22 protein-coding genes and 1 tRNA gene are annotated in these 18,988 nt (G+C 65.6%); 14 read left to right on the top strand and 9 right to left on the bottom strand.

Going from position 1 to position 18,988, the window contains the following annotated elements; all coding sequences use genetic code 11:
• Positions 1–3 precede the first annotated feature (3 nt).
• Positions 4–426, bottom strand: a complete 423-nt coding sequence (locus tag B4915_RS09495; protein ID WP_105805536.1) for a RidA family protein — start codon at positions 424–426, stop codon at positions 4–6.
• 142 nt (positions 427–568) lie between these two features.
• On the opposite strand from B4915_RS09495, the gene B4915_RS09490 reads away from it, so the two are divergent.
• From B4915_RS09490 to B4915_RS09475, 5 genes are all read left to right on the top strand, one after another.
• On the top strand, positions 569–1,492 hold the full coding sequence (locus B4915_RS09490; RefSeq protein ID WP_105805814.1) for a LysR substrate-binding domain-containing protein: 924 nt from the start codon (positions 569–571) through the stop codon (positions 1,490–1,492).
• Between the two features lie 197 nt (positions 1,493–1,689).
• The gene (locus B4915_RS09485; RefSeq protein WP_105805535.1) at positions 1,690–3,033 is read left to right on the top strand and encodes a flavin-containing monooxygenase; all 1,344 of its coding nucleotides are present in this window, start codon (positions 1,690–1,692) and stop codon (positions 3,031–3,033) included.
• 59 nt (positions 3,034–3,092) lie between these two features.
• A complete protein-coding gene (locus tag B4915_RS14705) occupies positions 3,093–3,260 on the top strand; it encodes a hypothetical protein (protein WP_181158528.1) in 168 nt (55 codons plus the stop codon).
• A 502-nt stretch (positions 3,261–3,762) separates the two neighbouring features.
• Positions 3,763–4,965, top strand: a complete 1,203-nt coding sequence (locus tag B4915_RS09480) for a tyrosine-type recombinase/integrase (protein WP_181158527.1) — start codon at positions 3,763–3,765, stop codon at positions 4,963–4,965.
• Positions 4,966–5,257: 292 nt separating this feature from the next.
• On the top strand, positions 5,258–5,833 hold the full coding sequence (locus B4915_RS09475) for a DUF3800 domain-containing protein (protein WP_146120071.1): 576 nt from the start codon (positions 5,258–5,260) through the stop codon (positions 5,831–5,833).
• 41 nt (positions 5,834–5,874) lie between these two features.
• On the opposite strand, the gene B4915_RS14495 is transcribed toward B4915_RS09475, so the two are convergent.
• The 4 genes from B4915_RS14495 to B4915_RS14480 all read right to left on the bottom strand — a co-directional run bounded on the left by B4915_RS14495 (position 5,875) and on the right by B4915_RS14480 (position 9,167).
• Positions 5,875–6,423, bottom strand: a complete 549-nt coding sequence (locus tag B4915_RS14495) for a hypothetical protein (protein ID WP_146120070.1) — start codon at positions 6,421–6,423, stop codon at positions 5,875–5,877.
• 114 nt (positions 6,424–6,537) lie between these two features.
• On the bottom strand, positions 6,538–7,332 hold the full coding sequence (locus tag B4915_RS14490) for a DUF6414 family protein (RefSeq protein ID WP_146120069.1): 795 nt from the start codon (positions 7,330–7,332) through the stop codon (positions 6,538–6,540).
• 297 nt (positions 7,333–7,629) lie between these two features.
• Positions 7,630–8,958, bottom strand: coding sequence for a hypothetical protein (locus B4915_RS14485; protein WP_146120068.1), 1,329 nt, complete (start codon positions 8,956–8,958; stop codon positions 7,630–7,632).
• Positions 8,959–8,963: 5 nt separating this feature from the next.
• A complete protein-coding gene (locus B4915_RS14480) occupies positions 8,964–9,167 on the bottom strand; it encodes a helix-turn-helix domain-containing protein (RefSeq protein WP_146120067.1) in 204 nt (67 codons plus the stop codon).
• 150 nt (positions 9,168–9,317) lie between these two features.
• Here B4915_RS14480 and B4915_RS09465 point away from each other — a divergent pair, with 150 nt between their 5' ends.
• From B4915_RS09465 to B4915_RS14470, 8 genes are all read left to right on the top strand, one after another.
• A complete protein-coding gene (locus tag B4915_RS09465; RefSeq protein ID WP_105805531.1) occupies positions 9,318–9,623 on the top strand; it encodes a hypothetical protein in 306 nt (101 codons plus the stop codon).
• Positions 9,620–10,309 carry a hypothetical protein gene (locus B4915_RS09460; protein WP_105805530.1) on the top strand — a complete coding sequence of 230 codons (690 nt, stop codon included), beginning with the start codon at positions 9,620–9,622 and terminating at the stop codon, positions 10,307–10,309. Before B4915_RS09465 ends, B4915_RS09460 begins: the two co-directional genes overlap by 4 nt.
• 273 nt (positions 10,310–10,582) lie before the next feature.
• Positions 10,583–11,242, top strand: coding sequence for a hypothetical protein (locus tag B4915_RS14475; protein ID WP_146120066.1), 660 nt, complete (start codon positions 10,583–10,585; stop codon positions 11,240–11,242).
• A 125-nt stretch (positions 11,243–11,367) separates the two neighbouring features.
• The gene (locus B4915_RS09455) at positions 11,368–11,592 is read left to right on the top strand and encodes a helix-turn-helix domain-containing protein (protein WP_181158526.1); all 225 of its coding nucleotides are present in this window, start codon (positions 11,368–11,370) and stop codon (positions 11,590–11,592) included.
• Complete coding sequence (locus tag B4915_RS09450; RefSeq protein WP_105805528.1) at positions 11,589–11,891, top strand: hypothetical protein; 303 nt, start codon at positions 11,589–11,591, stop codon at positions 11,889–11,891. The genes B4915_RS09455 and B4915_RS09450 overlap by 4 nt, the downstream gene beginning before the upstream one ends.
• On the top strand, positions 11,878–12,669 hold the full coding sequence (locus B4915_RS09445) for a helix-turn-helix domain-containing protein (RefSeq protein ID WP_181158525.1): 792 nt from the start codon (positions 11,878–11,880) through the stop codon (positions 12,667–12,669). Before B4915_RS09450 ends, B4915_RS09445 begins: the two co-directional genes overlap by 14 nt.
• Positions 12,666–13,181, top strand: a complete 516-nt coding sequence (locus B4915_RS09440; protein WP_105805526.1) for a helix-turn-helix domain-containing protein — start codon at positions 12,666–12,668, stop codon at positions 13,179–13,181. The genes B4915_RS09445 and B4915_RS09440 overlap by 4 nt, the downstream gene beginning before the upstream one ends.
• Positions 13,182–13,288: 107 nt before the next feature.
• The gene (locus B4915_RS14470) at positions 13,289–13,951 is read left to right on the top strand and encodes a hypothetical protein (RefSeq protein WP_146120064.1); all 663 of its coding nucleotides are present in this window, start codon (positions 13,289–13,291) and stop codon (positions 13,949–13,951) included.
• A 551-nt stretch (positions 13,952–14,502) separates the two neighbouring features.
• Here B4915_RS14470 and B4915_RS09435 read toward each other — a convergent pair.
• From B4915_RS09435 to serS, 3 genes are all read right to left on the bottom strand, one after another.
• Positions 14,503–14,593, bottom strand: a tRNA-Ser gene (locus B4915_RS09435).
• A 68-nt stretch (positions 14,594–14,661) separates the two neighbouring features.
• Positions 14,662–15,522, bottom strand: coding sequence for an HAD family hydrolase (locus B4915_RS09430; protein WP_105805525.1), 861 nt, complete (start codon positions 15,520–15,522; stop codon positions 14,662–14,664).
• A 3-nt stretch (positions 15,523–15,525) separates the two neighbouring features.
• A complete protein-coding gene (gene serS / locus B4915_RS09425; RefSeq protein ID WP_105805524.1) occupies positions 15,526–16,791 on the bottom strand; it encodes a serine--tRNA ligase in 1,266 nt (421 codons plus the stop codon).
• 77 nt (positions 16,792–16,868) lie between these two features.
• Between serS and B4915_RS09420 the strand changes: the two genes are divergently transcribed.
• A complete protein-coding gene (locus B4915_RS09420; protein WP_105805523.1) occupies positions 16,869–17,876 on the top strand; it encodes a diacylglycerol/lipid kinase family protein in 1,008 nt (335 codons plus the stop codon).
• Between the two features lie 63 nt (positions 17,877–17,939).
• Here B4915_RS09420 and pheA read toward each other — a convergent pair whose 3' ends face one another.
• Entirely contained in the window at positions 17,940–18,896 is a 957-nt protein-coding gene (pheA, locus tag B4915_RS09415; protein ID WP_105805522.1) for a prephenate dehydratase, read from the bottom strand.
• Between the last annotated feature and the right edge of the window lie 92 nt (positions 18,897–18,988).

The following is an 18,988-nucleotide window of genomic DNA, read 5'->3' as shown; positions in this document are numbered from 1 at the left end:
GCCTCAGCGCTCGCTGATCACGGCCGTGGCGTCGATCTCGACGAGCCATTCGGGCCGGGCGAGCGCCTGTACCACGATCCCGGTGGAGACCGGGTAGACGCCTTTCAGCCATGTACCGACCGTGCGGTACACGTCTTCGCGGTACCGGGGGTCGACGATGTAGATGGTCACCTTCACGATGTCCTCGAGGCCGCTGCCGGCCTCTTCGAGCAGCATCTTGATGTTCGCCATCGCCTGTTCGGTCTGCGCGGTGACGTCGCCGATGCCCACGGATTCGCGCGTGTCGAGGTCTTGGCCGATCTGACCCCTGAGGTAGACGACACCGCCCGCCACGACCGCCTGGCAGAGGTCGTTGTCGAGGTTCTGCTCGGGGTAGGTCTCCCGGGTGTTGAACTTCCTCAGCCGCACGTGGGTGGTCTCAGTCACGGGGTCCTCCTCGTCGAGTGGGGCGGTGGCGGGTGCTTCTCAGCCATTGTCGAGAACCAGAAATTATCTGTAAAATAGACAAAAGTTACGCAGTCAATCTGAAATTCAGATAGACATGGAGAGCAGCGCGCGAGAGGGAGACGTGGCCGACCGATTCCCGTTCACGCTCACGCAGCTGAGCTACTTCGTCGAGTGCGCCCGGACGCTCAACATGACCGCGGCGAGCCAGGAGCTGCACGTCGCCCAGTCCGCCGTGTCGACGGCGATCACGCACCTCGAGCGCGCGCTCGGATCGGCGCTGTTCATCCGCCAGCACTCGAAGGGGCTCATCCTCACGAGCGCCGGGGAGACGCTGCTGCGGGACGCCCGCGGGATCTTCGACGCCCTCAACGACACGGTCGAGTCGATCCGCGCGGATCAGGAGGAGGTGCGGGGCACGATCACCGTGGCCTGCTTCAGCACCCTCGCCCCCTTCGTGCTGCCGCTGCTGCTCGGGCGACTGCAGCGGCGTCACCCGGAGCTCGAGGTGGCGACGATCGAGAGTGACCACGAGGGCACGGTCGCGGCGCTGCGCGGAGGCCGAGCGGAGGTCGCGATCAACTACGTCTTCACGGAAGAGGAGGGAATCGAGCACCGCGTGGTCGGCGAGTTCCCTCCGCACGCGCTCGTTCACGCGGATCACCCCCTCGCCGGACGGGGGCGCGCCTCACTGCTCGAACTCGCCGACGACTCCTTCGTGCTGCTCGATCTGCCGAGCAGCCGGGACTACTTCCTCGGGATCCTCCGCCAGCTCGGCGTGACTCCGCGGCTGAGGTATCGCAGTTCGAGCTACGAGACGGTGCGATCGATGGTGGCCACGGGGCTCGGGTACTCGCTGCTGAATCAGCGGCCGCGCATCGAGGACACCTACACCGGGGAGCAAGCCGTCGCGCTCGAGATCACCGACCCGGTGCCGAGCCTGCGGATCGCGGTCTCACGGTTACGACAGGCGCACCCCACCGCGCGTGCGAGCGCCGTCGAGCGTGAGCTGCGGGAGCTGATCGCGGAGGCCCAGACCGCACCATAATACGCTGATCAGATATCAGCCACGCACCTCCATCTGAAAATCAGATTCAGGGGACCTCGAATCACTATTGGTGCTCTCGGGACCCGCTGCGCTTGGCTGGTCCTGCCCGGTCGATCACTCACCGCCCGCCGCACGCATCCTCGGCGCGCACAGGGTCGTTCCCGGGACTGCGACCAGCGATACGAGCGGAGAAGAACATGTCGGAGCGAGCACCTGCCGAGGTCACCGAGGTCCTCGTCGTCGGCGGCGGTCAGGCCGGTATCGCCGCGAGCGAGCATTTGAGCGCCCGCGGGATCCCCCACGTCGTCCTCGAACGCGACCGCATCGCGGAGCGCTGGCGCACCGCCCGCTGGGACTCGCTCGTCGCCAACGGGCCCGCCTGGCACGACCGCTTCCCCGGCCTCACCTTCGACGACGTCGATCCCGACGAGTTCGCCCCGAAGGAGCGGGTCGCCGCATACTTCGAGGCCTACGCGGAGAAGTTCGGGCTGCCCATCCGCACGGGCGTCGAGGTGCTCTCCGTGCGCCGCACCGAGGGCCGCGGCGGCTTCACCGCGGAGACCACCGCAGGCACCTTCGAAGCGCGCTACGTGATCGCCGCGACCGGCGCCTTCCAGCTGCCGTCGATCCCTCCCCTGGTCGCCGAGGGCGCGGGCGTCGTGCAGATCCACTCGAGCGAGTACCGCAATCCGCGGCAGCTGCCGGCCGGCGCGGTGCTCGTGGTCGGCGCCGGCTCCTCCGGCGTCCAGATCGCGCAGGAACTGCGCGCCTCCGGCCGCGAGGTCTTCCTCGCCGTCGGCCCGCACGACCGCCCGCCGCAGCGCTACCGGAACCGGAGCTTCGTGTGGTGGCTGGGCACGCTCGGGCTGTGGGAGAAGTCGACGCCCGCGGCGGGCGCGGAACACGTCACCATTGCGGTGAGCGGGGCGAATGGGGGACGCACCATCGACTTCCGCGAGCTCGCCGCAGCCGGCATCACGCTCGTGGGGCGCGCCAGTTCCTGCGAGAACGGCGTCATGCGCTTCGGCGCCGACTTGGCCGACAACATCCGTCGCGGGGATGCGAACTACCTGTCGATCCTCGATGAGGCCGACGCCTACGTGGCGCGCACCGGCATCGACCTTCCCGAGGAGCCCGCCGCCCGGGAGCTCGGCCCGCTCCCGGAGTGCGCCACCGAGCCGCTGCTGGAGCTCGACCTCGCCGCCGCGGGAGTCACCTCGATCGTGTGGGCCACCGGCTTCCGCGCCGACTATGGCTGGCTGCCGGCGGGGGCGCTCGACGAGCGCGGCCTGCCCCGGCACGAGCGCGGCGTCTCCGCCGAGCCCGGCGTCTACTTCCTGGGGCTGCCGTGGCAGTCGCACCGGGGGTCCTCCTTCATCTGGGGCGTCTGGCACGATGCGAAGTTCATCGCCGACAAGATCGAGATCCAGCGCAGCTACCTTGCGTACCGGGGGAATTCGGTGCCGCGAGGATCTGGTCGCGGCGCCGTGGCGACGGCGGTGGCGGAAGCGGTCCGGGATCCCGAGCCCGCGAGCGTCTGACCGGACGATGCCGGGTCCGTGTTTCTCGCGGGGCCGGAGAAGCGTCTAGGATTCGGAGCATGAACACCAAAGACGTGGACGGGGTCCTCTACACGCTGACCCGCCGCGACGCGCCGGGACCGGATCTGAGTGCCTGGTACTGGCTCGGCACGGACGGCACCGTGCTCGAGCTCGAAGAGGCGGAGCGTCGCGCGCTCCGCGCCAGCGAGATCATCCTCGACGAGTAGTGCGCGAAGGCGCCCTCGCGCCCGGTCGAGGGGTTCTCGATGAGCCCCCGCCCGTGGCGGAAGACCCCGCTGCCATGCAGCGGGGTCTGGAGCGGAGGGTAGGGGATTTGAACCCCGGCCGCGCGCTTGGGGCAACGCATCGCGTTGCGCGCGCACGCCGCTGGCGCCGCCCTCGGCGCCAGTGAGGGGTTCTCGATGAGCCCCTGCCCGTAGCGGAAGACCCCGCTGCCATGCAGCGGGGTCTGGAGCGGAGGGTAGGGGATTTGAACCCCTGAGACGGGGTTACCGCCTGCTTGTTTTCAAGACAGATTTCAGCATCCATTCGACTCCCCTTGCATCGTATGGGATCGAGGCCACTTGGCTCATTGCCGTTGTAATCATGCGGATCTGCAGTACATGGCGCGAGCATGCACGAGGTGGCATACTGAGTACCACGGAAGTACCACGACCCCGTCTCGGGTGTCTGAGTACCACGCGAGTACCACAACCGGAGGCCCCGAACATGGCGCGCAAAGCATCCCGTGAAAGCTGGGGAATCATCGACGAGCTCCCCTCAGGCCGCTACCGTGCCCGCTACACCCATCAGGGCGAGCGGTTCAATGCACCGACGACGTTCGACGCCAAGGGAGATGCCCGCGCATTCCTCGCGGGCACGCGCGCCGACATTCAGCGCGGCAAGTGGAAGAACCCGAAGCACGTGCAGCACGAGACGTTTGGCCCGTACGCTCGCACCTACATCGAGCAGAAACGCGACAGGCACGGCAAGGCTCGAGCCGCCACCACGAAGTCGCTGAACGAGTGGTATCTCGAGAAGTCCCTTGCTGAGTTCTGCGGCGAGCGCCTCGATGCGATCACCCCTGCCATGGTTCGGGCGTGGCACTCGAAGCGAGCGGAAGTCACTGCGACGTCGGCTGCTCGTGAGGCATCCTTCATGCATGCGGTGTTCGAGCAGGCCAAGCGGGATGATCTGGTGGAGAAGAACCCGGTAGCGGCTGAGCTCACGCGTTCGAAGACTGGACGGAAGACTCGGATCCCTACGCTCGAGGAGTTCGCTCTGATCGTGCAGTGGTTCGACACGAACAGGCCGAAGCTCGCCCTGTGGCCGTGGCTCGCCGCCTACGGTGGCCCTCGTAAGAGTGAGGTGCGTGCGCTCCGACGCTGCGACCTTACGAAGATCACGCCTGACGCTGACGATCGGGCGCGGGACTACTACGTGGTGTCGGTGGCCCGGCAGGCGGTGCGAGTCAAGGGCGAGTGGCATGTCGTCCCGCCGAAGTCGGAGGCCGGGAATCGGACGACTCCCCTGCCTGCATGGATGACGCCAACGATCGACGCGCACCTCGAGTCGCACGTGGGGAAGTTCCCCACGTCACTGCTGTTCTCTGCTGAGCAGGATGAGTATCTTACGAACGCTGCGATTGATCATCCGTGGCGCAAGGCTCGCGAGTACGCCGGCATCGGGAAGGACGTTGTGGTGCGCCTGCACGACCTTCGGGGGCTTGCTCTCACCATGTACGGGCAGACCGGCGCGACAGTGCGTGAGCTGCAGGCTCGAGGAGGGCACTCGACGCAGGCCGCGGCCGCGCTCTACCAGCACACGACGGGGCGTGATGCTGCGCTCGCTGCGCAGCTTCCGAAGCCGCCTACGGCTCCCCCACTGCCGGTGTCGCTCGACGAGCAGCGGGCGAAGCGCGACGCATCATAGGTGATGCATTCTCGTACACGGCACCTATGGTCACGTACATGTCACCTATGACAGGCGAGGCTTTGCGGCGGGCGCTGCGGGCTCGTCATCCTCAGACTCCCAACGGTTCCCTCTGACTCTCAGCGGTGTTATGCTGTTGGTGCAGCTCGGGTAGCCCGCCAGGCCGTAAGGCCCCGCCGGTGAGGAGCCATGACCCCCAGGAAATCGCCTAGAGCGTCCTGGGGGTCGCACTATGTTCAGGAGAAGAATGGGCCCGGAGCTACAGCGCCTCTACCGCGCCACCAGCGCCCCTGTGGCGTTCCTGGACGAGTCTTACGAGGTCGAGGGTGACCGGACGTTCTACGTGCTCGCTACCGCCGTTGTGTCGCGCGACAGGCTCGTGGAGACTCGTGAGGCTCTCACTGCGCACTACGACGGCGAGCCGATGCATGCTGCCCCGATGTTCCATAGTCGCGAGGTGGTGACGCTGCGAGGTGGGATCGCGCTCGCCGCAAGGGAGAACGACGGTCTGGATCTCGTGGTGTCCGCACCGATCGCGCCGGGTGATTCGCTTGGGCATGCTGCGCGGCGTCGCTGCATCGAGCACATCGCCCCGCTGCTGCATGCTGAGGATGGCGTGGGCTTGTTCGTGTTCGACCAGCACCGTGAGGCGGAGTACAACCGGCGTGACCGGTTCACGTTCGGCGATCTGCGGCGTGCGGGCCGGCTGCCTCGTGACGTAACGGAGCATCATGCTCGCCCGTCTGCGGAGCCTCTGCTGGGGCTGCCGGATTTGTTGGCGTGGGCGTACCGTCAGCGGCTTATGGGCCGGGACAGGTCGTGGTTCACACCGTTCGAGAACGCAGCGCGGGTGCACGAACTCGGCTGAACTGCGGCGAGCGCAAGGTGCCTCTAGCAATTCGCCAGCGACTAGATCAAAGGGATTCGCAGTTCCCGGGACTCGGTGGTGCCTACGTTACGCCACTGCACGGCGATTAGATCGGCCCCAGGTCCGTACGCTCGAATCTGGTAGTACCGTAGCGATCCACCTTCGGGCACTTCGTAGGGAGGGGCTTGTCCGTCCTGAACCTGCACGAATCCTCCCACTGTTTCAGGGACGACCTCGATGGAAATGACTTCGATGGACGCGCCGGAGGTATTGACCATCGCACGCACTTTCTCGCTCACGTATTCGGGGCCGCTCCACGCTGGAGGGGTGCGGGCTTCGATCTCGAGGCGGTTCGCTTCCTCTTGAGCTGCCGCCTGACGTTCGGCTGCTGCCGTGGCTTTCCGCGCAAGCTCGAGAGCTTCGTCGCGAGCCGCCTCTGCCCGTCGCTGTGCAAGCTCGGCATCTTCCTGCGCTGCCTTAGCGTCATCGCGACTACCGACTGCTGCCTTGGCTTGCACCCACGCGAAGAGTGCTCCTCCGACGCCGCCTAGTGCACCGACAGCCGCGATCACGATTTCACCAGCGTTCATGAAACATGACGATATCTGGGAAGAGGCAACTTTGACTATCGCGAGGCTCGAGGGATTCCGCGCTAGGCGATTAACGATCGCGCAATGGCTGCACGAGCTCTATTCGCTGGCATTCTAACGATAGATGGCGAGGAACTTGAGAACTATTGCAGGGCCACTGATCCAGTTCTCTTCGTCGCCCTCTTTGGGAGCGTTCTGCATTTTTCGCCGCTGTTCACGGCTAAGAAGAGAGAGCCCTGGCAAGGCCATCAGCGATTTGTGGGTGCCTTCAGGGATTACTTCGACGATCTTCCCTACGAACTCGAGTGGGCCATCAACATCCTCGATATTTACGTCACTACTCAAAGTCCCAGCTACTGACCAATCACTGTCAGCGAAAAAACCAGTAACACTGATTTGATCGCCCATCGAATCAGCGAGTCTGCTGACGCCCTCCACCTGCACTGGGTCTATAGACGATGAGGTTAGTTCCTGGCCCATTAGTGGCCCGAAACTAGACATCAACGTCGACAGCTGAGCAAGCCCGCGCAACTGCTCCTTGCTACCTAGAACCCTACTGAAAGGGGTAACAGCAAAATCAGCCTCGCCAAGCACTGTGAATCCGCGGCCTACACCTTTGAGGTCAACTGCAGGGTCGTTCACTTCGACCCAAGAAAGTTCATCTGCACGATCTGAACCTGCTGCGACGAGACGGTCGAATGCCGCATAAGGATCGTCGGAAAACTCCACCTCAACGCCCTCGGAAGACTCTCTCGACCCCTCTACTCCCACACCCTTAAGCGAGGCCGAAAGCCTGCCTCGACGCCCTTTAGATTGCCGTTCAGTCGAGCGTGTGCGCTGCCCTCCATCAAGCTGAGAAGCAAACTTCAACACCATCTCTTCGTCGAAATAGACAAAATCTTTGAGCATGAGAACCTCTCTGACTGATCAATGCTCACAACCTACCGGGAAGTCATCAGAATGCCGACACCTACCGCAAATGCCTCATAGACGCCCTTGCGCAGGATACTGCTCCCCCACGGTGTGCCAAGAGCTAAGCGCAACTAGCGGGCGACCGAGGCATATCGAGAAGCAGGCCCCAAACCAAAGCGATGAATCTGAGGCGGCACCCTGTAGTCAGAAGCGGCAGGCGGTTCACTAGACGAAAGTCCGGGCAGCCCAGCCGCTTCTCTCGTTTGTTGGCAAGCACAGTTTACTCTGCACAAGTCAGGCCGGGTAGACGCTATCATCCTGAGCCCAATCTGGCGGCAGGTCTAGCTCCAATTCGCTTATCCAGTCGTCCGCTCCGGGCCACGTGTTCGGAGAAGCTGATGCAGAGTAGTACTGGGTGTCAGTTCTGTGCTGACCGCCTATGCCAAGTATCCAGCCACTTGGCAGCCTGCGCCAAGCGCGCCAGACCTTGCGGTCGTCCGTGACCTCCACATGAATTCCATGGTTTGGAGGAAGCTCAAAGCGCGCGGTGGGCTGGATAATTAGCTCTGCCTTCTCCGGACCCCAAAACTGATTCGCTTGCCGTTCAAACCACCCCATCTGGGAAGCCTGAATAAAGCGAAGTGCCCGTTTGGTGCCATCAAATTCTCTACGATCAAGTTGAGCACCCCACTTATCGGTACCGCCCTTGTTGGTCCAGACATCAAGAGTGTGCCGCTGTCTTTCGCGCAGGGTTTCACGCTCCTCGACATCCGACCGGAAGTATTTCATGTAGGCGCGGCCTTCTCGAAAAGTCTTGGCGTCACGAATTGCTCGATAGCGCCCGTTAAACGAGGCGGCCAGGTGAAGAGAACCCCTTAGCCCGAGAAAGAACGCCAGTCGGGAGCGCCTCGTCCAGGGTTCTCCACCGAAGCTTGTGCGTACCGCTGCGCTCTCCATCGCGGCGAAGAATGCGAATGGATACAGCAGCGGAAATAGTGCCAGAGGAAGCCAGATCGAGAGAGCAAATCTCATGAGCAGTTCGACGTGGTTCAGGGTTGCCCAGCTTTCAACGACTTGGAACGAGGTCCACGCCAGAAGCCCCAACCCTGCCAGCACCAACATGCCCCGAGGCCACTTCCGTCCGTCATCCTGGGCATCTGCGAACACGAGCACGATTATCACAACCTGTAGAGGTAGCTCCGCTAGATAGGGAAGCGGTGCGAGGTTCAGGTAGAAGACGAGTAGCGCCGAAACTCCAATGGCTTCACGGTAAACACTCTTGAAGAGTTCGCGGCCGTTCTTTTGCTCTGTCGCTTTTGCAAACAGGACCAGACCTACACCAAAGACAACTAGGATCGTGTCCTTTGTGAGAGCCCATCCCCAGAGCCCAATTCGACTCGCAAAATAAATACATCCGAATACCCATAGAAAGTAGATCGCGAAAGGGATCCAGAGCTTTGGGCTGGCAAGCTGAATTGCAAGATTCTTAAGTTCTCTCTTGAGCGTCCGCCTGGTTGCCGGTTTCCGCAAAGCGAGAAAAGCTATCAAGCCAAGAATGGTCAGCGTCGCTAGCTCGCGGCTGTCCAATGCATTGGCCGCCAGCGCTTCGCCTACTGCAGTCATCTGCCTCAACGCTTCCCGTCGCGGATTTGATAGACCCTCGACCGATGCAGGCCAGTGATCTCCGCGACCTCGGTAGCGCTGGCACCTGCGGCGAGCGCATCAAGGATCGCGACCTTGAGCGGTAGGGCGAGCGCATCGAGTGCCGCCTGATGTTCGCGACGCTGTTTACCGAGTTGCTCGAGTCGTTCTAGTGCTGTCTGTTTCGCCACTCGATCAGGCTACAAGACATACCATTATTATGCGAGCGCTCGACATCATGACTGATCTGTGGCATGCTCGACTCACGCCGAAGAAGGCGAGACCCCCGCGCCTGTTGGAGCAGGCCGGGGGCGTGGACACGATCACAGGAGGATCGCATCATGCACAACCCTACCCACCCGACCGCGGAGTTCGACACGTCGCACCAACTCGACACTGAGCAGGGAACCGTCTGTGTCGAGTCGAGCGCCACGTTCTGGGAAGGCGCCACCGTCGACGATCTGTTCGTGGACTGCGTCACGCTCGAGATGCCCGGCCTGAACCCCACGCCACTCTTCCTGAGAGAGGCGCGAGCGCTCGCCGCAGCCCCCACGGCGGCCGCAACCGCGGGAACGGCACTGCTCGACACCCACACCCGTGAAATGGCCGCAGAGCGCCGTTCAGCGCGCGAGGAGGTGGCTCGATGAGTAGCACCCTCGCAACCACCAGTGCCGTGCCCGACGTGGATCTCCTGCAGTTCACGCCGTCCCGCGAAATCACTCCCGAATCGGCGACCTGGGCGGCTGCGAACCTCGCAGATCTCCCGATCGTCTACACGTTCCATCCCGAGAGGCCGGTGAGGCAGGAAGCGGATACTACCGGTACCGTGTTCCGGCTGGCGTTCGCGATCGTTGCCAGCCCATCAGAGAAGCGCCATTTCAACGTGCACCTGCACTCCGGCGCGTCCTCGGACGACCTCAAGAAGGCGCACCGGCTGATCCAAGAGGCGAAGGCAGGGCTGTTCAATGGCGATATGTGGCGGCTCCGCGAGGACGGCAACTGGATCTGTCGGAAGTGGTGGGAAGTGCGCGACGGCGACCACTGCAACGAGTTGCGCGAGTGCCACGAGTCCGGCTGTGTAAAACTGTGGCACGAGTGGGTCGGCGGTGAGCAGTTCCTCGGGTGTGAGCTCGAGGGTATCGACACCGGCGATTACCTCGTCACCGGTTACCGCTACGACGGCAAGTGGGCTGCCGGCGCGTCCATGAGGGCTGATGTTCCCGAGGGGCCTGCGGGGCTGCGCATGATCCAGGATCTCGCGAACGACTACGCGTGGATGCAAGCCGAATGCGACCGCCTCAACAACGCGCCCCACGCCGTCAGCGCCGCATGAGCGAACACGTGGCATGAACGAGAAACACACCCCCGAACCAGTCTGGCTGTCACCTGTTCAGGTGGCGGAACGTTGAGGAGCTTCGCGCGTAAGGTCGGGGGCCGAGATATCACAAGCCCACTCCGAAGGTCGTTATCTACGAGCAGGGCGACGTCGATCGGTGGGTTCGGTCTACGGTAGTGACCACACGAGACGAGCAGCAGTGACTCTGCGGCGAGCGCGACACATTCGCTGTCGCGTTCGCCTCGAGAAGAGAGATGCGGGAGGCGAGGCATGCAGAACCACTTCGAAGAATGGCTCCGAGAGGCGGAAGCTCGAGATGCAGGCCGATGGCGGGAAGACGGCGTCTATGGCACCGCACCAGTCACCGCAGGAGCGCGCGAGAACGGCCGGCCAAGGGGCAGCAGGATCTACCTCTCATGCGAAGGATCCTCACGGCATCCTCACCCCGCTGCGACGGTAGGCCATGCCGACTTGTATCAGTTGGGGGCCTGGCGCACATGGGTGCTGTTCCCCGACGAGAGTGTGGGCGGCCAAATAGTGGGCATCGATGGCCAGACCGGACGCCCCGTGAACCAAGACGACGTGAAGGCTCGACTGGCAGCCGAGCGGGCCGCGGCTACGGCAGAAAAGCAGCAACGGAAACGCAGCAACGAACTGTTCGGCGATCCCGACTACCTGAGCGGCAATGGGACACCGCCAACAGTAGCACCCGACCCCACGCGACACGTGACCGCCACGTTCGCTTGCCCACGATGTACGGCAAAGCGGCGAGGCAGAGAAGGCGAACGCGTGGACGCTGCACTTGAGCGCTACTGGCAGGCCGCGATCGAAGCGAACGCGCTTCGCAGTGGCACGGAGACAGAGCGCCAGGAAGATATCAGCATGGTGACAAGCGCTCCGGTTCGGATCGTTGAGGCGCCCAGCGCCTAACCAGAATGCGCATACACTGCCCGATCTTGCATCATTCTGCTATCATGGGCAGCGTTCCCCGACAGGGGATCCAGACGCCAATCTGTGGCGGTCGATTTTGACGTACCCACAGAATGGCGTTTTTCATGTCTCCCCAGACCACCCCAATCGCACCGCACTCGCTCGGTACCGTACCGTCCTATGTGACGATGGACGAGGCCGCGCAGGCGCTCGCCGTATCGCGTGACACCATCCGTCGAATGATCCGTCGCGGCGACCTCGACGCACGCAAGATCGGCAAGAGTGTTCGCGTCACCGCCGAGAGTCTCGCAACCGTCGGCACCCCGCTCGCTGTGGCAGGTGCCCGATGAACGCGAAGACCCCGCACAATGGCGGGGCCTCCGAGATCCACAACCAGCCTAACCCCAAAGCCGTCGAGCTGCTCACCCGCATCGACATGCGCACTGTCCGTGAGGCGCTCGAGGGGCGCGGGATCGACCATGTGCGCATGGCCGACGGCAGCCCGCTCACGCGCGCACAGTTCGCTGTATTCATGAGCGTGCGCGAGGTCGATCTCGACGCCGCCCGCGAGCTCATGCGTGATCGCATGGTCACCGCAGAGATCGAACTGCACGAGGCCAAGGAAGGATCAGGCGGTGACGAAGCATGAACGCAAGCCTGGCTCGCTGCTCTACTGGGTCGAGTGGGCACGCAGCCGCTCAGGCCTCCGGGTCGCCGAGAAGGCGGTGCTGCTCGTGCTAGCGACCCGCGCTGACAAGAACGGCGAATGCTACCCAGGGATCAAGCTGCTGGCGCAAGAGGCAAGCCTGAGCGAGCGGGCAGCGCGCGATGCAACGAAGAGCCTCGAGGCCGCGGGCCTCATTCTGCGGAGTAGCCGCTATCGAGGCGGTGAAGGTGCAGGCGGGCGACGCTCGAACGTCTACACGCTGACGCCCACCAGCGCCGCATCTACCGGAAATGTGAGCGCAGGGTTAGAGGCAGATACTGCCGCTAACCCCCTGCAGGAAACTGCAGGGTTAGAGGCAGATGCTGCAGGGACTGTAGAAACTACCAGTGAAACTACCAATAGGAACAACCAGTATGAGGCGCAACCGGCAAGCCGATCGCGCGCGTCAGAGATAACCAATCGACAGATTGCAGCTACGCAGGCACAGCAGAACCTCATCCAAGATCTCTACCTTCACAACAACAACCAGCTGCCGAGCTTCCACGAGATAGAGCAGTGGTCACGCCTCACCGTGAGCCAGGCTTCTGCGCTCATCACCAACCTCTACCGCTCAGTCAACCGACATGGCTGCTACGAAGGCCCCGAGCAAGGAACACCGGAATACGAGGCGCTGTCAGATGCAGGACAAGTCGCAGCCGACCTCGGGATGATCCCCAACTGGACAGAAGAGCTAGCCGCACGAGAGGGATGGTTCGGATGACGGAGACGATGACGAACAAACGCGCACGCCTGCGCGAACTGCATGCTCGAGGGCTGTCTACGCGGGCTATCGCGTCCGCGCTCGGGGTACATCAGTCGACGGTGTCGAAGTGGGCGAAGCAGGACGGACTCACCTTCGACCGGACGCAGGTCGCGAAGGCTGTAGCTGCTCGTCAGATCGATCTTGCCGCGAAACGGCAGGAGCTCGCTGAGCGGATGCTGCTCGCGGTTGAGGCGATGTTCGACAAGCTCGACGAGCCATACACGGTGTACTCGTTCGGTGGCCGCGACAACACCTATTCGGAGCACACTCTCGAGCGTCCACCGATCGAGGTAGCGCGGCACGTGATCACGATGGCGGGGATCGTGTTCGATAAGCTCACCCGAATTGTTGAGCGCGAGCCGAACACAGAGGGCGCGGTGTCGTTAATCCAGTCCCTCGAAGCCGGCTTACTCGCTGCCGCTGACGTACTGCGCGCACAGCCTGTAGGCGGAGGTGAGGAGCAGAGCTAACGAGGATCGCCTTCTCTCTGACCGCACGAGGCCCTGGTGGAGCACTACTGCCTGCCGGGGCTTTGCTGCGTCTACACTCGATCCTGGGCGAGCGGAAAGGGCTGATCGTGAGGCAGATCACCAATCGGAAGTTCTACACCTACGACCAAGAAGCAGAACGCGTGCACCGTCACCCGCAGACGATCCGCAAGTGGCGCATGGCCGGCATGCCGATGACCTGGAATCAGCAAGGTGAGCGTGTTGTCGCGCACGAGATCTTGCTCGCCGAGTTTCGTCGTCGCTGCGAGCAAGACAACCGCAATCAGACCCCAGAGGGTCGGGCGGCAAGAGCCGAGTTCGAGGCCGACCCGCTTGCCTGGTTCGAAAGTGGGCACGACCCTGAGCTAGTCGGAGAAGCCACCGCCGAGCCGCGGACCGTCAATCTGCTCTCCGTAAGTACGAAGTCTCGTAGAGCGTCGCCCGTGGTCGGGGCAACCCCTGCGGCGAGCGCACCAAGCCGTCCACCGTCGCGTTCTCGTGATGGGTCACCGTGGGCTCGCCTCCGCGCCGCGCTCGCCTCGAGTGTGCCAGAGTGCGCCGAGGACGGACGCTTCACCCTCGACGCCCTCGTGCCCGGTGAGGCATGGCATCTCGCCCGGATCTGTTCAGGCTGCCCACTACTCGACGCATGCGCTGATTACGCGCGAGACGCGAACCCCACGGGCGGGTTCTGGCCAACGTCTGAGAATATGGCCGCGCTCGCCGCCGAACACAACCGGCGTCTGGCCTGAAAACGGGCACAGAGCGCAAGCGAGGGGCCGCTGCTGGCCTGTCCTCAGTCTCTCGACCATGGTGAACTGGCTGCAACGGCCCTCGACGGTAGGGGCTGTCCCCCGGTTTCTGTCGGTGCCTTATTCCGCACTCCCAGCGGGACCCCTAGAACCACCTTCGCATGTCGACCCGAGACACAGCAAGAGCCACGACTGGGCTGTACGATCTGAGCACTGCCTGTCATGGCCCGCCGTGCGGTGCCCTAGCCCGCGAGTTCAACCGGCGCATTATTTCGGCGCTTTCACGGGGAGGCCCTACGCCCACCAGTGTACGCCGGCACTGGACCGCGCAACGTTGCGCAGCAAACGCGCACAAGGACGAGAGCAGACGTTCGACGGCAAACGCGCGCACATCCGAGATGCACCAGTGCGCGGCAGCAGCGCGGCGACTCAATGAGCTCAATGAGCCCGATTCAGTATCCCGAGTACCACGTGAGTACCACGGCACCACTCAGTGCGCTCGAGCAGGAAGAACGATGCCCGACCAGAAATAGCTTCTGACCGGGCATTCGTGGCGGAGGGTAGGGGATTTGAACCCCTGAGACGGGGTTACCGCCTGCTTGTTTTCAAGACAAGTTCCTTCGGCCGCTCGGACAACCCTCCGCCGTCGAGCTTAGCAAAGCCGCGGTTCGTCGCGGGCCGTCCGGGGCTCGCCAGCCCCCCCAGCGGAGCTACAGCCAGTCGAAGCGCTCGCGCAGCGCGGTGAGCAGGCCGACCTCCTCGATGGTGCCGGTGACGCGGCTCGCGACGGCCTGCACATCGGGGGTGGCCTGGCCCATGGCCACGGCGTCACCGCGTCGCGCGGCCCAGCGCAGCATGTCGATGTCGTTGCGGCCGTCGCCGGCGGCGAAGACGCGGGAGCGGTCGACGCCGGTCTTCTCGGCGATGACCTCGAGCGCGCTGGCCTTCGTGACGCCGTCGGGTGCGATGTCGAGCCAGGAGGTGCTGCCGACCGCGTAGGAGACGTGGGTGAGGCCGAGGTTCTCGACGACGCTCACGAATTCCTCGAAGTGGTGGTCGGGCGAGACGACGACCACGCGGGAGGCCTGCACGCCGAGCAGTTCGTCGAAGGGCACGCGACGCTGCCGCGCGGGCAGCGTGCCGGCGGGGATCGGCTCCGTGTAGAGGAAGCCGCCGTCGGCGAGCTCGACCGCGAAGCGGGCGGTGACGAGCTGGGTGCGGATCTTCACGAGCGCGTCGCTGGGGTCGAAGGCTTCCACGTATTCGCGTCGGTAGCCGCGGTGCGCGAGGGGGTCGCGGCGCAGGGTGACGGCGCCGTTGGCGGCGACGACCCACTCGGGGCGGATCCCGAGCTGCTCGACGATCGGCAGGGTCGCGTCGACGGATCGGCCGGTCGCGATGACCACCTCGTGCCCGGCCTCGTGCAGGGACCGGATCGCGGCGCCCAGCTCGGGGTCGATGTGCCCGGACTCGTAGTCGTCGCCGGCCCCGCTGAAGCCGTGGTGCAGCACGGTCCCGTCGAGGTCGAGCGCGATCAGGTGCCGGCGCTCGGCCGGGAGGAGTTCCGTCACGCCTCAGGCCTCCGGGCTCAGGATCTCGAGCCCGCCCATGAAGGGGCGCAGGACCTCGGGCACCACGACGCTGCCGTCGGCGCGCTGGTGGGTTTCGAGGATGGCGACGAGCCAGCGGGTCGTCGCGAGCGTGCCGTTCAGGGTGGCGACCGGCGTCGTCTTGCCCGACTCGGTGCGGAAGCGGGTGCCGAGTCGCCGGGACTGGAAGGTGGTGCAGTTGCTGGTGGAGGTGAGTTCCCGGTAGGTGCCCTGCGTAGGCACCCAGGCCTCGATGTCGAACTTGCGGGCGGCGCTGGATCCGAGGTCGCCGGCGGCGACGTCGATCACGCGGTAGTGGAGGCCCAGCGAAGCGAGCATCTCCTCCTGCCATCCGACGAGGCGCTCGTGCTCGGCCTCCGCCTCCTCGGGCGTGGTGTACACGAACATCTCGAGCTTGTTGAACTGGTGCACGCGCAGGATCCCGCGCGTGTCCTTCCCGTGGGAGCCGGCTTCGCTCCGGTAGCAGGTCGACCAGCCTGCGTAGCGCAGGGGGCCTCCCGCGAGGTCGATGATCTCGTCTGCGTGATATCCGGCGAGGGCGACCTCGCTGGTGCCCGTGAGGAAGAGATCCTGTTCGGGGAGGTGGTAGACCTCGTCGGCGTGTTCGCCGAGGAAGCCGGTGCCCCGCATGATCTCGGGCTTCACGAGGGTGGGCGTGATGAGGGGCGTGAAGCCGTGGGCCAGGGCGCGGTCGAGGGCCAGGTTCATGAGCGCGAGTTCGAGTCGCGCCCCGACGCCCCGCAGGAAGTAGAAGCGGGCGCCGGAGACCTTCGCCCCCCGCTCCATGTCGATCGCGCCGAGCATCTCGCCGAGCTCCAGGTGATCTCGCGGCTCGAAGTCGAACTCGGGCTTCACGCCGATCTCGCGGAGGGTGACGAAGTTCTCCTCGCCCCCGACGGGCACCCCGTCGATGACGACGTTCTCGATGCGCTGCGCGACCTCGTCGAGGGCCGCTTCCGCCTCCCGGGCGCGCGCCTCCGCCGCCTTGACCGAGGCGGCCAGCTGCTGCGCCTCCGCGATCAGCGCCGGCTTCTCCTCCTTCGAGGCGGCCTTCACGCGCCCGCCGAACTCCTTCTGCTCGGCGCGGAGGGACTCGAACTCGGCGAGGGCCGCACGGCGGGCCGCGTCGGCGGCGAGCGCCGCGTCCACCACGCCCTCGTCGTTGCCGCGGGCCCGCTGGGAGCGCCTGACCGTCTCGGGATCGGTGCGGAGCAGTACTGGATCGATCACGGTTCCCAGCTTAGCGCTGCCCTCCGACAAGCTCCCGTGCGCGGTCTGGCGGAGCGGCGCGCAGTACCCTGGGTGGCATGACCAGCACCCCCGCGCGCCCGCTGCCGTGCGCCGCCGTGGTGTACCACCCGCTCAAGACGGATCTCCCGGCCCTGCGCGCAGCGGTCGCCGCGCAGGAGCGGCTGGCCGGCTGGTCTCCGAGCCGCTGGTACGAGACAGCTGCGGAGGACGCCGGCGTCTCGGCGACCCGCAGGGCGCTCGCGGAGGGCGCGAGCGTGGTGCTCGCGAGCGGCGGCGACGGCACGGTGCGCGCCGCCGCCGAGGCGCTGCGCGGGAGCGGGATCCCCCTCGCCGTGGTGCCCCAGGGCACCGGCAATCTGCTCGCCCGCAATCTGGGTGCGCCGCTGAACCGGCTCGACGCGAGCGTGCGGGCCGCCTTCGCGGGGCGCAATCGGCCGATCGACCTGGGGTTGCTGTCGATCGTGCGCGAGGACGGCTCGGAGAGCGAGCACGCCTTCCTCGTGCTCGCCGGCATGGGCCTCGACGCCCGGGCGATCTCCGCGACCCGGGCGACGCTGAAGAAGCGCCTGGGCTGGCTCGCCTACGTCGACGCGGGCGTGCGCACCATGCTGCACGAGCGGCCGCTGCAGATCCACTACTCCGTCGACGGCTCGCCCGTGCGGCCGCTCTCGGTCTACACGGTGATGATCGGGAACTGCGGCCTGATGCCGGGCGGGGTGCTGCTGATCCCGGAGGCGAAGCTCGACGACGGGCAGCTCGACGTCGTCGCCCTGCGCCCCCTCGGCGCCTTCTCGTGGCTGCGGATCTGGAACAAGATCGGCTGGGAGAACGGCGTGCTGCGCAAGACGAGGACGGGGCGGCGGATCATCGACCTCGTCAACGACACGCGGAGCGTGAGCTACACGCGCGCCACCCGGTACGCCCTGGCGGTCGCGCAAGCGGAGCCGGTCCAGCTCGACGGCGACGACTTCGGGCTCGCGGTGGCGGTGCGGGGCGAAGTGGATCCGGGGGCGCTGCTGGTGCGGGTGCTGCCGGAGTGGGCGCCGCGGGGCCTCTCCGCCTGAGTGGCGTGAGCGGCCCCGCGCCCTGGGCGGCCCGGGCCGCGCGATCCGGGCCCCGGCCGGTCGTCACTCGGCGGGGGCGACGCCGTCGATGACCTCGCGCAGCCAGTCGCGGGCGTCGCGGAAGGCGTCGTCGTCGTGGGAGTCGCGGACCGTGGCGCGCACCCGGTCGGCGCGCGGGTAGGAGCCGAGGAACACGACCCGCGGGCTGAAGCGCTTCACGCCGAGCAGCGCATCGGCGACGCGCTCGTCCTTGATGTGCCCCTCGGCGTCGATCACGAAGCGGTAGCGTCCCATGCGGTCGCCGATGGGCCGGGAGGCGAGCAGCGTCAGGTTGACGCCGCGCGTCGCGAACTGCTCCAGCAGTTCGAGCAGCGCGCCGGCGCGGTCCTCGGGGAGCTCCACCACGAGGGAGGTCTTGTCGGCCCCGGTGGGCTCGCCCACGGGCACGGTGCGGCTGACCAGCACGAAGCGGGTGACGGCGTCGGGGTTCTCGGCGATGCCCTCCGCGAGCACCTCGACCTCGTAGTGGGCCTCGATCCCGGGGGGCGCGATCGCGGCGTCGGCTCCCTTCTCGGGGTCGAAGAGGTCTGCGGCGGCCTGCACATTCGAGGTGGCGGGGAGGTGACGGTGGCGCGGCACCTGGTCGTCGAGCCAGGCGCGGCACTGCCCGTAGGCGACCGGGTGGCCGGCGACCACGGCGATGTCTTCGAGGCGGGTGCCGGGCCGGGCGACGAGCACGAAGCGCACCGGGACGAGGTACTCCCCCACGATGCGCAGCCCGGGCATGGTGGCGAGGGCGTCCTGCGCGACGGTCACGCCGCCGTCGATGGAGTTCTCGATGGCGATCATCGCCGCGTCGCTGAATCCCGAGAGCACGTCGCCGAGCGCCTCGCCCAGATTCGAGACCGGGTTCCACTCCTGCCCGGCCGCCTCGGGCACCTGCTTGAGCGCCGCCTCCGTGAAGGTGCCGGCCGGCCCCAGGTAGGAGTAGCGGCGGACGGGTTCGGACTGCTGCGGCATGGGTATCAGCGTACCGCGCCCGCACGGTGCGGAATCGCCTCGGAAACCAGGGATTCCCGGCGGCGCGGATCCGACGCGGATCCGCGGGTTCC

Source organism: Leucobacter massiliensis, assembly GCF_002982315.1.
In the GTDB taxonomy this organism is placed as follows: Bacteria; Actinomycetota; Actinomycetes; order Actinomycetales; family Microbacteriaceae; genus Leucobacter; species Leucobacter massiliensis.
Note: the sequence above shows the minus strand (reverse complement) of the source record. Positions and strands in the feature narration are given on the sequence as shown.